The organism is Variovorax sp. GW821-FHT09D04 (assembly GCF_059416405.1).
The window spans coordinates 524,826-541,345 of the sequence record NZ_JBWKPA010000002.1 but is presented as its reverse complement, the minus strand read 5'-3'; the positions used below and the strand labels follow the sequence as shown (position 1 = coordinate 541,345).

Annotated in this window: 17 protein-coding genes; 8 read left to right on the top strand and 9 right to left on the bottom strand. The window is 67.7% G+C overall.

Annotation, left to right across the window (positions count from 1 at the left end; genetic code table 11):
- The first annotated feature begins 137 nt into the window (after positions 1–137).
- The gene (locus AC07O4_RS08760) at positions 138–1,646 is read left to right on the top strand and encodes a PglL family O-oligosaccharyltransferase (RefSeq protein WP_495304309.1); all 1,509 of its coding nucleotides are present in this window, start codon (positions 138–140) and stop codon (positions 1,644–1,646) included.
- A gap of 10 nt (positions 1,647–1,656) precedes the next feature.
- Here AC07O4_RS08760 and moaC read toward each other — a convergent pair whose 3' ends face one another.
- The gene (gene moaC / locus AC07O4_RS08755; protein WP_062475294.1) at positions 1,657–2,145 is read right to left on the bottom strand and encodes a cyclic pyranopterin monophosphate synthase MoaC; all 489 of its coding nucleotides are present in this window, start codon (positions 2,143–2,145) and stop codon (positions 1,657–1,659) included.
- Between the two features lie 54 nt (positions 2,146–2,199).
- Between moaC and AC07O4_RS08750 the strand changes: the two genes are divergently transcribed.
- Positions 2,200–3,771 carry a M48 family metalloprotease gene (locus AC07O4_RS08750; RefSeq protein ID WP_492743508.1) on the top strand — a complete coding sequence of 524 codons (1,572 nt, stop codon included), beginning with the start codon at positions 2,200–2,202 and terminating at the stop codon, positions 3,769–3,771.
- Between the two features lie 21 nt (positions 3,772–3,792).
- On the opposite strand, the gene AC07O4_RS08745 is transcribed toward AC07O4_RS08750, so the two are convergent.
- From AC07O4_RS08745 to AC07O4_RS08735, 3 genes are all read right to left on the bottom strand, one after another.
- Entirely contained in the window at positions 3,793–4,149 is a 357-nt protein-coding gene (locus AC07O4_RS08745) for a phage holin family protein (RefSeq protein ID WP_095747298.1), read from the bottom strand.
- A 103-nt stretch (positions 4,150–4,252) separates the two neighbouring features.
- Entirely contained in the window at positions 4,253–4,717 is a 465-nt protein-coding gene (locus AC07O4_RS08740) for a hypothetical protein (protein WP_070063278.1), read from the bottom strand.
- Between the two features lie 86 nt (positions 4,718–4,803).
- A complete protein-coding gene (locus AC07O4_RS08735; RefSeq protein WP_062475282.1) occupies positions 4,804–5,538 on the bottom strand; it encodes a TerC family protein in 735 nt (244 codons plus the stop codon).
- 507 nt (positions 5,539–6,045) lie between these two features.
- On the opposite strand from AC07O4_RS08735, the gene AC07O4_RS08730 reads away from it, so the two are divergent.
- Together AC07O4_RS08730 and AC07O4_RS08725 are read left to right on the top strand one after the other, a co-directional pair.
- Positions 6,046–6,510 carry a DUF3717 domain-containing protein gene (locus AC07O4_RS08730; RefSeq protein WP_095747297.1) on the top strand — a complete coding sequence of 155 codons (465 nt, stop codon included), beginning with the start codon at positions 6,046–6,048 and terminating at the stop codon, positions 6,508–6,510.
- A 2-nt stretch (positions 6,511–6,512) separates the two neighbouring features.
- Positions 6,513–6,818: a putative signal transducing protein gene (locus tag AC07O4_RS08725; RefSeq protein ID WP_095747296.1), complete on the top strand. Its 306-nt coding sequence runs from the start codon at positions 6,513–6,515 to the stop codon at positions 6,816–6,818.
- Between the two features lie 13 nt (positions 6,819–6,831).
- On the opposite strand, the gene AC07O4_RS08720 is transcribed toward AC07O4_RS08725, so the two are convergent.
- From AC07O4_RS08720 to purB, 4 genes are all read right to left on the bottom strand, one after another.
- Positions 6,832–7,392 (bottom strand): YaeQ family protein, encoded by a 561-nt coding sequence (locus AC07O4_RS08720; RefSeq protein WP_095950452.1) that lies wholly within the window; start codon positions 7,390–7,392, stop codon positions 6,832–6,834.
- Between the two features lie 34 nt (positions 7,393–7,426).
- Entirely contained in the window at positions 7,427–9,577 is a 2,151-nt protein-coding gene (locus tag AC07O4_RS08715; RefSeq protein WP_495304308.1) for a TonB-dependent receptor family protein, read from the bottom strand.
- A 54-nt stretch (positions 9,578–9,631) separates the two neighbouring features.
- The gene (locus AC07O4_RS08710) at positions 9,632–10,756 is read right to left on the bottom strand and encodes a PepSY-associated TM helix domain-containing protein (RefSeq protein ID WP_495304307.1); all 1,125 of its coding nucleotides are present in this window, start codon (positions 10,754–10,756) and stop codon (positions 9,632–9,634) included.
- A 143-nt stretch (positions 10,757–10,899) separates the two neighbouring features.
- On the bottom strand, positions 10,900–12,279 hold the full coding sequence (purB, locus tag AC07O4_RS08705) for an adenylosuccinate lyase (protein WP_095950454.1): 1,380 nt from the start codon (positions 12,277–12,279) through the stop codon (positions 10,900–10,902).
- Positions 12,280–12,398: 119 nt separating this feature from the next.
- On the opposite strand from purB, the gene AC07O4_RS08700 reads away from it, so the two are divergent.
- On the top strand, positions 12,399–13,010 hold the full coding sequence (locus tag AC07O4_RS08700; RefSeq protein WP_062475264.1) for a glutathione S-transferase N-terminal domain-containing protein: 612 nt from the start codon (positions 12,399–12,401) through the stop codon (positions 13,008–13,010).
- A gap of 330 nt (positions 13,011–13,340) precedes the next feature.
- Here the strand turns inward: AC07O4_RS08700 and AC07O4_RS08695 are convergent, their stop codons facing one another.
- On the bottom strand, positions 13,341–13,970 hold the full coding sequence (locus AC07O4_RS08695; RefSeq protein WP_070063272.1) for a glutathione peroxidase: 630 nt from the start codon (positions 13,968–13,970) through the stop codon (positions 13,341–13,343).
- 129 nt (positions 13,971–14,099) lie between these two features.
- On the opposite strand from AC07O4_RS08695, the gene AC07O4_RS08690 reads away from it, so the two are divergent.
- The 3 genes from AC07O4_RS08690 (at position 14,100) to AC07O4_RS08680 (ending at position 16,517) form a co-directional block, all read left to right on the top strand.
- Complete coding sequence (locus AC07O4_RS08690) at positions 14,100–14,957, top strand: ferritin family protein (protein ID WP_062475258.1); 858 nt, start codon at positions 14,100–14,102, stop codon at positions 14,955–14,957.
- Between the two features lie 97 nt (positions 14,958–15,054).
- Positions 15,055–15,945: an RNA polymerase sigma-70 factor gene (locus AC07O4_RS08685; RefSeq protein ID WP_495304306.1), complete on the top strand. Its 891-nt coding sequence runs from the start codon at positions 15,055–15,057 to the stop codon at positions 15,943–15,945.
- Between the two features lie 104 nt (positions 15,946–16,049).
- A complete protein-coding gene (locus AC07O4_RS08680) occupies positions 16,050–16,517 on the top strand; it encodes a carboxymuconolactone decarboxylase family protein (RefSeq protein WP_062475252.1) in 468 nt (155 codons plus the stop codon).
- Positions 16,518–16,520 lie beyond the last annotated feature (3 nt).

Genomic DNA, 16,520 nt, shown 5'->3' with positions numbered 1-16,520 from the left:
TTGCGGGGCTGGTGGCATTCCCTTTCTTGAGCCCGCTGGTCGCGGGACCCTCAGTCAATACTTGGCAGTCGTTCGTCACAGGGGCATGCCTTGCAGGACTGCTGGTGCTGATGCCAACAGGCCCTCTGCAACGAAAGATGTGGATCTGGTTGGCCGCAAGTGCGTTCTTCGTCGTGCTGTCAGACGTGGGCCGAGTCACCGCGATCCTGTGGCCCACATTGGGCGTGTTCGTGGGAATAGGCGCTGCAGCCTCCATTGGCGCGGGGGCGGTCAGCGGTCAAGGGTCGCATGCCCGTTCAGTGGCGATGGGCCTGCTCGTCTCAGGCTTGCTGACCGCGGTCCTTGGCCTGCTCCAGTACTACGGCTGGACGGAGTTTCTTGGCCACCTGACCACCTCTCCCTCCGAAGGACGTGCCTGGGGGAATCTTCGCCAGCGCAACCAGTTCGCGACGCTGATCAACCTTGCCTTGGTCGCGGCGTTATGGCTGTATGCGTCGCGGCGATCTCGACGCACTGGATGGGCGTTGAGTGTCGCAGCCGTTCTGCTGGTCGCAGCCGTGGCGGCGTCAGTATCCCGCACGGGCTTGCTGCAATTGCTGTTGATCGCCAGCATCGCCGCCGTCATGGCATGGCGGGAGCGCCGCGGATCGCAAGGAGGCGCGCAGAGCGAGCGTTTCGGTCTTCCTGCGCCGTGGGTCCTGTTCGGCGCGATTCCCTTGTATGTCGCATTTCATTGGCTGTTGCCGTATCTGGCCAGTGCCGGCACTGCGGTTTCCGGCACCGGCATGCTCCACCGCCTGCAACCCGCCGTCGTCACCACCGACAGCCGCATCGTCCTCTGGCAGAACGTCCTGACCCTGATCGCCCAGCGCCCCCTCACCGGCTGGGGCTGGGGCGAGCTCAGCTTCGCGCATTTCGCCACGCTGTACGGCGGCCCGCGTTTCCCCGTGATCCTCGACAACGCCCACAACCTGCCGCTGCACCTCGCGGTCGAGCTGGGCATTCCGGCGGCGCTGCTCATCTGCGGCGGCTTTCTGTGGATGGTGGGGGCGGCAAAGCCTTGGCGCGAGCGCGATCCTTTGCGGCTGATGGCGTGGGGCCTGCTCGGCGTCATCCTCGTGCACAGCCTGCTCGAGTACCCGCTCTGGTACGGCCCGTTCCAGTTAGTGTTCGGCCTGTGCCTCGGCATCCTGTGGCCGGCATCGCCCAAGCGCCCGGAAGCGAACGGCAGAAAACTCGCTGCATTCGCAGCCGCCGCGGCCTGGGTCGTCGTCATCGGCTACGCCGCCTGGGACTACACCCGCATCAGCCAGATCTACCTGCCGCGCGACGCCCGCATGCCGGCCTACCGCGACGACACGCTCGCCAAGCTCCAGGGCTCATGGCTGTTCTCACGCCAGGTGGACTTCGCCGAGGTGACGCTGACAGCCGTCACGCCGGCGAATGCCGCAAACATGCTCGAACTGGCCGGGCGCGTGCTGCACTTATCGCCCGAGCCGCGTGTCATCGTGAAGCTGATCGAAAGCGCCGAGCTGCTGGGGCGCGATGCAGAAGCGCACGCGCTGGCCGAGCGCTTCCGTGTAGCGTTTCCAGCCGCGTTCGCCCGCTGGCTGGACAACCGCCCGGACGACGCGCCCGAACTGTAGCCGCTGGATTTCAGCCCGCCGTCGCGACGTAGCTGCCCGACTTCCCGCCGTGCTTCTCCAGCACATGCACGTCGGTGATCCGCATCCCGCGGTCCACGGCCTTGCACATGTCGTAGATGGTGAGCAGCGCGACCTGCACGGCGGTCAGGGCTTCCATTTCCACGCCGGTCGGGCCGACGGTCTCGACGGTCGCGGTGCAGGCCACCTGCGGCGCCTGGCCGCCCTCGGCGAGCGCGAAGGCCACGGCCACGCGGGTCAGCGCCAGCGGGTGGCACAGCGGGATCAGGTCGCTGGTCTTCTTGGCCGCCTGGATGCCGGCGATGCGCGCGATGCCCAGCACGTCGCCCTTCTTGGCGGTGCCCGATTCGATCAGCGCCAGCGTCGCGGGCTGCATCTCGATGCGGCCGGTGGCCACAGCCACGCGGTGGGTGGCGGGCTTGGCCGCCACGTCGACCATGTGGGCCTGGCCCTGGGCGTCAAAATGGGTGAGGGTGCTCATCGGTGAACGTTCGTTTTGAAGATGCATCATACGAGCCCGAGCCACAGACGAGGAATGCCGCGCTTGACTCCCTCTTCCCACAAGAAAACGCGCCCGACGCCCCTCCGGCATGCGGTGTGCGCTACCTTTTTGATAGCTTCCCAGGTGCTGTTGCCGGCCCCCGCGCTGGCGCAGGTGCAGCAGATCCTGCCGGGCCTCGGTGACGGCGGCGAGATGACGGCCAGCGCCGAGCGCCGGCTGGGCGACCAGATCGTGCGCGAGCTGTACCGCGACACCGACTACATCGACGACCCGGTGATCGCCGCCTACGTGCAGGACATCTGGCAGCGGCTGCTGGCCGCTGCGCGCTCGCGCGGCGAGCTCACGCCCGAGCTCGACGAGCGTTTCGCTTGGACCATCCTGCTGGGGCGCGACCGAAACATCAACGCCTTCGCGCTGCCGGGCGGCTACCTCGGGCTGAACCTGGGGCTGCTGGCCGCGGTCGGCAGCCGCGACGAGTTGGCGACGGTGCTCGGGCACGAGCTGTCGCACGTCACGCAGCGCCACATCTCGCGCATCATGAGCAAGCAGGGCAAGCAGATGCCCCTGATGATCGCCGGCCTGATCTTGGGGATGATCGCGGCCAGCAAGAGCCGCAATTCCGACGCCGGCCAGGCGGTGATAATGGGCAGCCAGGCGCTGTTCATGCAGAACCAGCTGAGCTTCTCGCGCGACATGGAGCGCGAGGCCGACCGCATCGGCTTCGGCGTGATGACGCAGGCGGGCTTTGCGCCGCAGGGCGCCGCGGCGATGTTCGAGAAGCTGCAGTACGCCTCGCGCCTGAACGACAACGGCTCATACCCCTACCTGCGCAGCCACCCGCTGACGACCGAGCGCATCTCGGACATGCAGGGCCGGTTCCAGTTCCGTGCCGAAGCGGCACCGCCGACGGTGCCGCTGGTGATGGACCACGCGATGGTCGCCTCGCGCGCCCGCGTGCTGACGCGCCCGGGTGTCGACGTGCTGCGGCTGTGGGTCAATGCGGCGTCGAGCGGCGAGTTCGCGGGCAGTTCACCGGCCCAGCAGGCGGGCACGCTCTACGCGGCGGCGATGGCGGCCAAGGAGCTGCGCGATTTCAAGGCGGCGCGCGCATTGGCCGAGCGGCTCGTGGCCCGCACGGCCGACGATGCGGCCGCAAGCAAGCAGGCGCGCTGGCTGCAGGCCGAGATCGAACTCGCGGCCGGTGGCGCCTCTCGCGCGGCGGCACTGCTCGACGCCAAGTCGAAGGAGCGGCCTGAGATGATCCTCGCGGCCGAAGCGGCGATCGCCCAGCGCCAGCCTGCGCCGATGGTGCCCGTGCTGCGCGACTGGGTGGCCGTTCATCCGCGGGACGCCACGGCCTGGCGCACGCTGGCCAATCTGTACGGCGCGCAGAACGACACGCTGCGCGCGATCCGCGCCGATGCCGAGGCCAACGTGGCGATCCTCGACTACCCGGCGGCGCGCGACCGCTTCAAGGCGGCGCAGGAGCTGGTCCGCAAGTCGGGCGCGCCCATCGACCACTACGAGGCATCGATCATCGACACGCGCGCGCGCGCCGTCGACGTGCTGGTCAAGCAGCAGGCCGAGGAGCCGCCGCTGAAGTAGTGAAGCGACGAGGGGCGGCGCTCAGCGCCGGGAGGACAGCAGCCCGCCCAGCGCGCTCTCGATGAGCAGCCCGAGCAGCGAGTAGATCAGCGAGCCCAGCAGCGCGGCGAGGAAGCCGTTCACATGGAAGCCGCCGAGCAGGCCCGAGGCGGCCCAGAACAGCAGGGCGTTGATCACGAACAGGAACAGCCCGAGCGTGACGATGGTGACCGGCAACGTGAGGATCACCAGCACCGGCCGCACGACCATGTTGAGCAGGCCGATCACGGCCGCCGCGAGCAGCGCCGAACCGAAGCTCTGGACCTGGACGCCGCTGTAGAGGTAGGCGACCGCGAGCAGCGCGACGGCGCTGAGCAGCCATTTGAGGAGGATGCGCATGCGCCGCAGGATACCCCACGGGCCCGCACAAAAGAACAAGCCCCGCTGCGTTGCCGCAGCGGGGCTTGTGTCGGTTCGGGAGGGCGTGCGGCCCTGATCAGGCTTATTCGGCCAGCTCGTTGGCCAGCACCAGCAGCGCGCCCATGCCCATCACGGCGCCGGGAAAGGCCCAGCCCGATTGCTTGGCCGGGGTCTGGTCGGGCGTGACCGGTTCCAGGTCGACGCCGATCTTCGGGCGGCGCGCATCGACCACGTGGGTGGCCGCGTGCTCGCGCTTGAGTTGCTGCGTCAGGTCGGTCAGCGGGCCCTTGGCCAGCACCGCCGTCACCTGGCCGCCGTTGCGTTCGAGCAGCGGCAGCATCTGCGCCTGCACCTTGCTGAACCACTTGGCGCGCCAGTTCTCGCGCGCGCTGTGGCTCACCCACTTGCTGATCCGGTGTGTCATGCGCGGCGCGCAGGCCACGAGCACCCAATGGCGCGCCACGACGTTGTCGGCATCCGGCGCCAGTTCGGCGAACTGCTCGCTGGCATAGACGGCGTCGTCGACGTAAAGAATGATCTTTTCCATGAGTGCTCTCCTTTGATAGTTAGAGTGACAGAGACCGGATTGATGCAAGAAGTTTCAGTGCGGGGCGTTTATCGTTCAACGAACGCTCAGTGGGCCGGGGTGGCGGGGGCCGGCTTGCGCGAGGCCACCCACTTGCCGATCGCCAGCACCAGCAGTGCACCGATGATGCCGGCGGCGTACTTGATGGTGTCGGTCTGCGGCACCTTCGGCACCCAGGTCCAGTTGGCGGGGTTCGCCAGGGCGGGGTCGGACACGGCCATCGTGCCGGCGATCCAGCCCAGCAGCATGCCGCCCAGCGTGATGATCATCGGGAAGCGGTCCATCAGCTTGATGACCAGCTGGCTGCCCCAGACGATGATCGGGATGCTCACGAGCAGACCGAAGATCACCAGCGGCATCTGGTGGCCGTCGCCCGCGCCTTGTGCGGCACCGGCGATGGCGATCACGTTGTCCACGCTCATGACCAGGTCGGCCACGATCACGGTCTTCACGGCGCCCCAGAGGCGGTCGCTGCCGGCGATGTTGCCGTGCGCGTCGTCATGGTCGGGGGCCAGCAGTTTCACGCCGATCCACAGCAGCAGGATCGCGCCCACCAGCTTCAGGAACGGAATCGCGAGCAGCGTGAGCGCGAAGAAGATCAGGATCACGCGCAGCACGATGGCGCCGGCGGTACCCCACAGGATGCCCTGGGTGCGTTGCGCGGGCGGCAGCTTGCGGCAGGCCAGCGCGATGACGACGGCGTTGTCGCCGCCCAAAAGAATGTCGATCATGATGATCTGACCGACTGCGACCCAGAATTCCGGGGCCATGAACTGTTCCATAGATTCCTCTTTGTCTTGGCGCCACGCCCGCAGCTCCCTGATGGGGACCACGACGGGCAGCGGCATGCCGATGCGTTTCGATTCACCCTGCACGGGTGCGGTCGAAAGCGGGGGAGCGAAGGCCGGGTGACACCGGGGACTTGCGAACGCTTCGACCAAACCTGCGCAGGTTCAAATCGAAGGTCTCGCTCGACAACAGCAAGCGCGCCGACCTGCGTCCGCGCGTGTGTCGCCCGACAGGCCGGAAGTGTTGTGCTTCGTATTGACGACCTGACGATTCACGCTGCCCGGGGACAGCGATCGGGAGCTACTCCCCTTCGTGGGCGGGATTAGAGCATTGAAGACCGCGCCGAGGCAACCAAAAGTTTTCTTTACATTTGAGGGCAAATGTCCGGAGGGGCGCATGCAGTGGGCATTGGATGCTCCATTTTTGGGAGCGACTATGGCCCTAAGAAGGAGCGGGACATTGCGGGACTATGATCGCCGCTCGCTGTTTTTTCACTCTCCATGGCCGCCATCCACATCACCGACATCGAGGCCGCCATCAACCACTGGCGCGAGAAGTCTCCCTCGCCCGACGGCATCACGCTGGCGCCCGAGCTGCGCGCGCTGGCCGAGGTCTACGCGCTCATGGTCTTCCACCACGAAGACGAGGTCGACGAGGTCGGCTTTCCCGCCAAGGCCTGGGCCGCCTGGCTCGACTGGTACCACAGCACGCCCGACACGCCCTGCATCGCGATCTGCTCGACCAGCCAGGGCGACGACGAGTGCAAGGGCTGCGGCCGCAGCTTCGACGAGGTGCAGTACTGGCCGGCCATGACGCCGGTCGAGAAGCGCGTCACCTGGCGCCGCATCACCATGGAAGACTCGGCCTGGCGCTTCAACCGCTATGCCGAGCGCGCACGCGAAGCCGAGCCCACCGCCGCGCAGCCCGAGTTCGACCCGGACGACGAGAAGCACTGGGCCCCCTGACCATGCGCCGCCTCGCGCAAGCCCCCAACCTCGCGATCGCGACCGTGTGGGCGCACGCCTTGTGCGAGGAGGGCGTGGCCGCGACGGTGCAGCGCGAATTCCTCGGCGCGGTCATGGGCCAGCTGCCGCCTGACCAGTGCCTGCCCGAGATCTGGATCGACGACGAATCGCAGTACGAACTCGCGAAGCGCCTGCTGCACGAGCTGCAGAACCGCCCGCAACGCAGCTGGCTGTGCGTGTGTGGCGAGCAGGTCGAAGGCGGTTTCGAGCAGTGCTGGCAGTGCGGCGAGATGATGCCGGCGGCCTAGCCGCCCGGGCTCGTTACTTCCAGCGCAGCAGCTCGACGTCGATGCTGTTCACGCCGTCGCCCAGCGTCAGCGTGCTTTCCTGGATCGTCGCCTGCAGCTGCATGCTGCGCTGCGCTAGCCTGGCGAGCGCCTGCGAGGCCTCGGTCGGCACGCGGTAGACCTTCAGGTTCTGCGGCCGCGTGAGCTTGCTCTCGATGCCGCGCCACCAGATCTCGGCCGCGTGGTTGAAGCAGTAGACGATCACTTCATCGGCCTTGCCGCAGGCCTTGATGATGGGCTTGTCTTCCGGCTGGCCGACCTCGATCCAGATCTTGGTCTGGCCCGTGAAGTCGCGCAGCCACACGTCGGGCTCCTCGACGTTCGACAGGCCCGCGCCGAAGGCCAGCGTGCCGTCGCCGTTGCAGATGTCCTGCAGCTGGTGCGCGTTGAGCGCGAGCGCGACCAGCCGGATCATCATCCGCTCGTCGGTCTCGCTGGGGTGGCGCGCCAGGGTCAGCGCATGGTCGGCGTAGTAGCCGTGGTCGATGTCGGCCACCGCGAGGGTGGCCTTGAAGATGGTGGATTTGAGAGCCATGGGTGCGCGAGTGTATGCGCGCGCCCCTTCGGCCTCAGAACGCCAGCGACGCCTGCAGGTACACCGTGCGCGGCTGGCCCACGTACTTGCCGCCGTTGTTGTCGACCGAACGGTTGTAGTAGCGGCGGTCGAACAGGTTCTTCACGCCCACGGCCAGCTTCAGGTGGCTCAGCGAGGGGCCGAAGTCGTAGGCGGCACGCAGGTTCACCGTGCCGTAGCCCGGGATGTCGCCCAGCCGCCCGCTCGGGTCTTCCACGGTGATGTACTTCGCGCCGTCGTCCGGCGAGCCCGGCGAACGCTGCTTCGATTGCGCGTAGAGGTCGGCGTTGAGCGTCCACGGCCCGCGCTCGTAGCGCGCGCCGAGCGTCGCGACATGCCGCGAATAGAAGGGCAGGTCGCGCCCCGCGAACGCGCCGGCCTTCGAGGTGGCCTGCGTGTACGTGTAGGAGCCCGACACCGACAGCCCCTTGAGCGCGTCGCTCAGGCTGCCCAGGTCGTAGCGCAGCGCCGACTCCAGCCCGCGGTGGCGCGTGGCGCCCAGGTCGGTCCACTGGCCGACGTCGCCGGTGATGGAGCGCGCCAGCTGCAGCTCCTTGTCGAAGTTGATGTTGAACAGCGTCAGCTCGCCGCTCCACGATTCGCCCTTGTACTTGGTGCCGATCTCGTAGGTCTTGGCCTTTTCGGGGTGCAGGCTGGTGGTCGACTGCGCGAGCTGGGCGTACTGCTGCGGCCCGAACGACACGCCGGCATTGGCGAACAGCGTCCAGCGCTCGCTCATGCGGTAGAGCACCGACAGCGTGGGCAGCACCTCGTTGGAATCGATCTTCGGGTAGATCGCGTTGGTGATGCGGTTGTTGGCCACCGTGAACACGTCGTTGTGCGAGCGGAAGGACTCGTAGCGCACGCCGGGCGTGACCGTCCAGTTGCCGAAGTCGATGCGGTCGTCGATGTAGAACGCGTGCGCGGTCGTGCCGCCCTTGCTGGTCTGGTACGCCGGCTGCGCGAGCGCGTAGGCGTCGAAGCCCGGCGCCGGCCGGTAGTAGCTGCTGCGCGTGGCCACCTCGGAGGCCTCTTCCTTCAGGTAGCGCGCGCCGATGCTGATTTCCTGCACCACGCTGCCCGAGTCGATCAGGCGCGAGTAGCGGGGCTCGAAGGCGTAGGTCTTGTAGTTGCGCGGCGCGGTGGTCAGGCGGCGCCGGTTGACGTTGGCGCCGGTGCCTTCCTGCTCGAGGTAGCTGCTGCGGTACGAGTCCGTGTAGTAGGTCAGCATCTCGAACTTGTTCACGCCGTCGTTGTGCGTGTACTTGAGCGAGCCGTCGGTGCGGCGGCCCGTGAATTCGTCGTAGGGGCGGTCCGACTGGAACGGGTTGGCCGCGAACTGCGCCGTCGTCAGGCCGCCGGGCATGCGCCCCTTGCCTTCGAAGTGGTGCAGCGAGATCTCGATGTCGTCGGTCTTCGAGATTCGGTAGGCGCCCTTGAGCATCAGGTCGTCGATGCGGGTCTTGTCGTTGCTCTGGCGAAAGCCGTCCCCGTGCGTACCTGAATAAAGCAGTGCCAGCCCCAGGCCGTTCTCGTTGGTGCCGCCGATGAACAGGCTGGGCGTGCTCTTGGTGCCGCCGCCGTGGCTGGCGCTCTCCACGCCCACGCCCACTTCGCCCGCGAACTGCTTGGGGATCGAACGCGTCACGAAGTTGATGATGCCGCCCACGTTCTGGGGGCCGTAGCGCACCGAGCCTGCGCCGCGCACCACGTCGACCGCCTCGAGGCTGCCCAGCGACACCGGCGCCAGCGACAGCTGCGGCTGGCCGTAGGGCGCGTAGGCCAGCGGCACACCGTCCAGCAGCACGGTCGAGCGCGGCGACAGCCGCGAGGTCAGGCCGCGCACGCCCACGTTGAGCGAGATGTCGCTGCCGCCGGTGCCGTTGCTCTCCTGCACCTGCACGCCGGGCACCTGGCGCAGCACGTCGCGCACGCTGGCCGAGCCGCTTTCCTGGATCTGCTGGCGCTCGACGATGCTGCGCGCGCCGGCGTGCTCGAGCACCTTGGTCTCGGTGGGCGTGCCGAGCCAGTCGCCGGTGACGGTGATGGCCTCGAGCGACTTCGACGGCTCGGCGTCGGCCGCGAAGCTGTGCAGGCTCAGGGGCAGCAGGGCCAGGGCGATGGCGGTTTTCTTATGCGGGAACAAGGGGAGTCCTCCTCGATGTATTTGTGATGGATGAAGGGATGGGGTGTGCGTCGTTCAGGGCGCCGTGCCGCGGGACAGCGCCTGGCTGCGCGCGGCCGCAGCCACGGCGCGCCGGCGCCACCAGAGCCAGACGCCGCTCAGGCCGAGGCCCGCCAGCGCCAGGCCCAGCAGCGCGGTGACCGCCTGGTGCACCACGCCGCCGAGCACGCCGGTGTGCAGCGGGTAGATCACGGCCACCGCGCCATTGCCGGTGTCCATGTCCTGCCAGCGGCGCACACCGAGCAGCTCGCCCGTGACCGGATGCACCCACACCGAGCCGATGCCGTTCGGGTGCGGGTCGTCGGCGAGCCGGAAGCGCACGCGCAGCGGCCGGTCCGATCGGCCGGGCACCTGCACGTAGCCGATGGGCTGGCCGGGGAACACGGCCTGCGCGCGGGCGACGAGGTCGTCGAGCGGCAGGCGAGGGCCGTTGGCGGTGCCCTTGGGCACGATCGGCGCCTTGGCCGGCGTCTGTCCAAGGGTGGTCGAGATGAAGCCGCCCAGCGGCCGCCAGGCCATGTAGGCGCCGGTGAAAACCGACACCGCGATCAGCAGCCCGAGCACGGCGCCGCCGGTGCGGTGCAGGTCGAACAGCCCGCGCAGCAGGCCGCGGTCCAGCACGATGCGCAGCGAGGGCGGCCAGCGTGCCGGCCACCACAGCACCACGCCGGTGACCAGCAGGAACAGGTACGCCAGCGCGGCGATGGCGAGGATGCCCTTGCCCGTGTCTTCCAGCAGCAGGCTGCTGTGCAGCTCGAACAGCAGGTTGTAGGCGCCTTCGTGCGTGCCGCGGCGGCCCTGTTCGGCGCCGGTGGCGGGGTCGAGGTAGAGCGTGCCGTCCCACGGGCCGCGCACCAGCACCCAGAGCGTGTCGCCGGGCTGGCGTGGCGGGCGCAGCGTGAAGTTGGTGTCGGGGCCGAACTCGGCGAGCAGGCGTTGGCGCAGGGGCTCCAGCGGCGCCGGAGGCGTGCTGCTGTTGCTGTTCGCGACGAAGAACTCAGGATGCGCCGCGCGGTCGAGCGGCAGCGCCACCACCAGCAGGGCGCCCAGGAGCGCCGTGAGGGCGAGCAGCGGCCCGAGCGTGAGGCCGATCCATCGGTGGAGCGTGAGCCAGAGGCGTCTCAGTGGGGCGCGCCGCATGAACAACGGGGACGTCGGGGCGTCCCGTCAGGGTTGTCGGCTGGCGTGCCCTGCACAGGGCACGTTGGCTGGGAGGTATCGGTGGGCGAACGAGGCGCACCGGCCGTGGGCGGCACGGGCCGGTGGATCGGCGCGGGGGAAGCCTAAATTCTACGAGCGAGTTCGGCGGCCTTGCCGGTGTAGCTGGCGGGCGTCATGGCCAGGAGGCGGGTCTTCTCTTCCTCGGGAATGGCCAGCGAGCGGATCAGCCCGTGCAGCGCCTCGGCCGTCACGGTCTTGCCGCGCGTGACTTCCTTGAGCTGCTCGTAGGCGCCCTGCACGCCGAAGCGGCGCATCACGGTCTGGATCGGCTCGGCCAGCACTTCCCACGAGGCCTCGAGGTCGTCGGCCAGCGCTTCCTGGTTGATCTCGAGCTTGCCCAGGCCGGTGGCCAGGCTCGCGTAGGCCAGCGTGGCGTAGCCGAAGGCCACGCCGATGTTGCGCAGCACCGTGCTGTCGGTCAGGTCGCGCTGCCAGCGGCTGATGGGCAGCTTTTCGCTCAGGTGGCGCAGCACCGCGTTGGCCAGGCCCAGGTTGCCTTCGGCGTTCTCGAAGTCGATCGGGTTGACCTTGTGCGGCATGGTCGACGAGCCGATCTCGCCCTTCTTCAGGCGCTGCTTGAAGTAGCCCAGGCTCACATAGCCCCAGATGTCGCGCGAGAAGTCGACCAGGATCGTGTTGACGCGCGCCACGGCATCGAACAGCTCGGCCATGTAGTCGTGCGGCTCGATCTGGATGCTGTACGGCTGGAAGCTCAGGCCCAGGCCCAGCGGCGCGGGCGTCTCGACGACCTTGCGGCTGAAGGCTTCCCAGTCGAACTCGGGCCAGGCGGCCAGGTGGGCGTTGTAGTTGCCCACGGCACCGTTCATCTTGCCCAGCAGCTGCACGGCGGCGATCTGCGCGCGGGCCTTGGTCAGGCGCACCGCCACGTTGGCGATTTCCTTGCCGACGGTGGTGGGGCTGGCGGTCTGGCCGTGCGTGCGCGAGAGCATCGACACGTCGGCGAACTGGTGCGCCATCTCGCGCAGCTTGGCGATCAGGCCGTCGATGGCCGGCAGCACCACGGTGTCGCGCGCGGCCTGGATCTGCAGGGCGTGGCTGGTGTTGTTGATGTCCTCGCTGGTGCAGGCGAAGTGCACGAACTCGGCGGCGGCCAGCAGCTCGGGGCGGGCCTCGAACTTCGACTTGATCCAGTATTCGACGGCCTTCACGTCGTGGTTGGTGGTCTTCTCGATGTCCTTGATGGCCAAGGCGTCGGCCTCGGAAAAGTGCGACACCAGCCCCATCAGGTACTTGCGGGCGCCGCCCGTGAGGGGCTTGAACTCGGCAAAGCCGCAGTCGGACAGCGCAATGAACCAGGCCACCTCCACCTGCACGCGACGGTGCATATAGCCCTGTTCGCTCATCAGCGGGCGCAAGGCCGCGAGTTTGGCCGCATAGCGGCCGTCAAGGGGGGAGAGGGCGGAGACGGTGGAAAAGCTCATGCCCGAATTTTAGGCGGCTGCCGGGTGGCCGCGCCGCGGGGGAATTCGGGCGCCGTCTTTTTCCCTTCACCTAAAATGCCTGCGAACAAACGTTAACAAGCGATGGGGAGAGAGCCTTCATGAAACTGATCGGATCCGCCGCCAGCCCGTATGTGCGCAAGGTGCGCGTGGTGCTGGCCGAAAAGCGGCTCGACTACCAGTTCGTGATCGAAGACGTCTGGTCCGCAGACACCACGATCGCCCATTCGAACCCGCTGGGCAAGGTGCCGTGCCTGATCATGGAAGGCGGCGAGGCGATGTTCGACTCGCGCGTCATCGTCGAATACATCGACACCCTGTCGCCCGTGGGCAAGCTCATTCCGCAGCAAAGCCGCGAGCGCGCCGAGGTCAAGACCTGGGAAGCGCTGGCCGACGGCGTCATGGACGCCGGCGTGCTCTGGCGCCTCGAAGCCACCTGGACCGGCCGCGCCGACGCCGAGCGCAGCGCCGCCTGGATCGAGCGCCAGCGCGCCAAGGTCCAGGCCGGCGTGGCCGCCATGGCCAAGGGCCTGGGCGACAAGCCCTTCTGCAGCGGCATCCACCTGAGCCTGTCCGACATCGCGGTCGGCTGCGCGCTGGGCTGGCTGGGGCTGCGGTTTCCCGAGATCGACTGGCGCGGCGACCACGCCAACCTGGCCAAGTTGTACGACAAGCTCATGCTGCGGCCGAGCTTCATCGACACCCAGCCCTGAAACGACAAAGCGCCCCGTGGGGCGCTTTTTTCTTGGGGCCGTTCGGGCCACCGCATGCGGGAAGGCCGAGGGGGCGCTGCGTCATCGCGGGCCCCGCTGTCGGCGGGAAGACAAAAATGCTGCGAGGCGCCCCGACACGAAGGAGGGAGGGAGGGAGGAGGAGAAGAATCGCCTCGGGATTTCAACCGGACGGCAGGCGCCCGGAAGACCTCGCAACATGAAAACCTGTGGGCCTTGGCCGCCCACGCTCAAGTATGAGCGCGGTGCCGCCGCACGGTTCCCGTTCGAGAGGTAAACGTTTGTGACTCAAAGTTCACATTGCAGGGCCGGTCAGTCGCCGCTGGGGCCGAGCTGTTTCTCGATCACCTGGATGAAGCCGTTCTCGTCGGGCGCCGTCATGCTCGACCAGGCCTGCACCACCTTGCCGTCGCGCCCGATCAGGTACTTGTAGAAGTTCCACTTCGGCGTCGTGCCCGAGGCCTGCGCGAGCTGCTTGAACAGCGGGTTGGCGTCGGTGCCGCGCACCGACGACTTGGCGAACATCGGGAATTTCACGCCGAAGGTGCTTTCGCAGAAATCGGCGATTTCCTTGTTGGAGCCCGATTCCTGGGAGAAATCGTTCGACGGGAAGCCCAGCACCACCAGGCCGCGGGCGCGGTACTTCATGTCCAGCGCCTCCAGCCCCTTGTACTGCGGCGTGAAGCCGCAAAAACTGGCCGTGTTGACCACCAGGACCACTTTTCCGGAGTACTGGCACAGGTTCTGGGGCTTTTCATCCTGCAGCCGCGGGAAGCTGTGCTGCAGGATCGCCGGGCATCCGGCGGCGCCGCCCACCGCGGGCGCGGCAGGGGCGGCGGGGGCCGTCTGGGCACCCGCCGACAGGGCGGCGGACAGGCCCGCTACGAGGGAAAAGGCCGTGGCGCAACGTCGCAGCATCGACAATCGGGCGGGGGTTCGCATGACGGGCTCCTGGATCGAAAAGGGGGGTGTGCATCTATGGCGCGGGCGCGCGCGTAAGCACATCATCGCGCGTCTGTCACGGGCGCGCCAAACGGCCCGACTAAAATCGGCGGCCATTGAAAGACTTTGATGCTCTACCCGGAACTCTTCAGACAACTCGAATCCGTCCGCTGGGACATGGACAAGGACATCCCCTGGCAGTCGTTCGACGCTTCCTTGCTGACTGAAGAGCAGGCGCAGACCATCAAGATGAATGCCATCACCGAGTGGTCGGCGCTGCCGGCCACCGAGATGTTCCTGCGCGACAACCGGCACGATAGCGACTTTTCGGCGTTCATGTCGATCTGGTTCTTCGAAGAGCAGAAGCACTCGCTGGTGCTCATGGAGTACCTGAAGCGCTTCAGCCCGCAGCACGCGCCCACCGAGCAGGAGCTGCACGAGGTGCGCTTCGACTTCGACCCGGCGCCCCCGCTCGAAACCCTCATGCTGCACTTCTGCGGCGAGATCCGCCTGAACCACTGGTACCGCCGCGCCGCCCAGTGGCACACCGAGCCGGTCATCAAGCACATCTACACCACGCTGAGCCAGGACGAAGCCCGCCACGGCGGCGCCTACCTGCGCTACATGAAGCGCGCCATGGAAAAGTTCGGCGACGAGGCCCGCGCCGCCTTCACCAAGGTCGGCGTGCTGATGGCCAGCGCGCGCCGCACCGCCCAGGCGCTGCACCCGACCAACCTGCACGTGAACAAGGCGCTGTTCCCGAACGACACCATCCAGAGCCGCATGCCCGACCCCGACTGGCTCGAGCACTGGCTGGACAAGCAGATCAAGTTCGACGCCGGCTGGGAAACCAAGGTCGGCGAGCGCATCCTGCACAACCTGAGCCTGCTGATGAACCGCAGCTTCAAGACCGTGCAGGAGCTGAACCGCTACCGCAAGGAAGTCTCGGCCACGCTGGGCCCCAAGCCCGAATACCAGGGCGCCTGAGCCGCACCCGCGACCCGACAAATCGCCCCGCATGCCGGGGCGATTTTTTTTGGGCGCGGGTTGTCACAGCGCGCCGGCGTCAAACGTCTAATCGGGCATGGACGACCCGACCCTCACCTTCGACAGCCACCGCCGCCGCCTCCAGGGCATCGCCTACCGCATGCTCGGCTCCGTGGCCGAGGCCGAAGAGGTGGTGCAGGACGCCTGGCTGCGCTGGCACGAGGCCGACAAGGCCAGTTTCGACAGCGCCGAAGCCTGGCTCGTGACCGTCGTCACGCGCCTGTCGATCGACCGGCTGCGCAGCGCCAAGGTCCAGCGCGAGCACTACATCGGCCCGTGGATGCCCGAGCCCACGCTCACCGGGTCGCCCGACACGCCCGAGGAAACGCTAGCGCGCGTCGACAACATCTCCGTCGCCTTCCTGGCCGTGCTCGAGCGCCTGGCGCCCGAGGCGCGCGCCGCCTTCCTCATGCGCGAGGTGTTCGACGCCGACTACGACGAGATCGCCCAGACCCTCGGCAAGAGCGAGGCCGCCTGCCGCCAGTTGGTGCACCGCGCCAAGGCCCAGGTGCAGGAGGCGCGCCCGCGCTTCCAGGTCTCGCGCGACACCCACCAGCGCTTGCTGCGCGCCTTCGCCGACGCTGCCGCGCGCGGCAGCATGCAGGACCTGAAGGCGCTGATGGCCGAGGACGTCGAACTCATCGGCGACGGCGGCGGCAAGGTGCAGACCTTCAGCAAGATCCTGCGCGGCAGCCAGCGGCTGGCGCAGCTGTACTTCTCGCTCTGGCGCCGCATGGGCGCGGGCGTGCGCATGGAGCTGGTCGAGCTCAACGGCGAACCCGGCATGCTGCGCTTTCTGGACGGCGAACTCGAATCGGCCCAGACCTTCGAGATCGAGGGCGAGCGCATCGTGCGCATCCGCGCCCAGCGCAACCCCGACAAGCTGGCGCGCATCGCCCAGCTGTTCGCGGCCAAACGGGGCGCTTGAAGAAAAAATTCGGGCAGCCTGTCACAGGGCCGGTGGCTGGCGCGTCTTCAGGGTGTAGCAAGCAGATTTCGCTGTTTTCCTTCAACCACCCTGGAGTACATCTCATGAGCCAAGCCCCCGCCCTCCGTCTCGCCTGGACCAAGTTCGCCCCGAAGTCCTTCCAGGCCATGATCGCCGTCAACGGCAGCTTCGAGTCGAGCACGCTCGGCAAGGTGCTGATCGACCTCGTCTTTGCCCGCGTCTCGCAGATCAACGGCTGCGCCTACTGCCTGGACATGCACGTGCGCGACCTGCGCGTGCAGGGCGAAGACTGGCAGCGCATCAACAGCCTGGCCACCTGGCGCGAGGTGAGCCTGTTCAACGAACGCGAGCGCGCCGCGCTGGACTGGGCCGAAACGCTCACGCGCCTGGCCGACCACCACGCCGATCGCGATGCCGAGTTCGAAGCCCTGAAGGCCGTGTTCAGCGACCAGGAAATCGTCGAGCTCTCGCTCGCCGTGGCGCAGATCAACGCCTGGAACCGCCTCGGCGTGGGCCTGCGTTCGCAGGTCGTGGCCAAGGCGATGCCCTGAGCC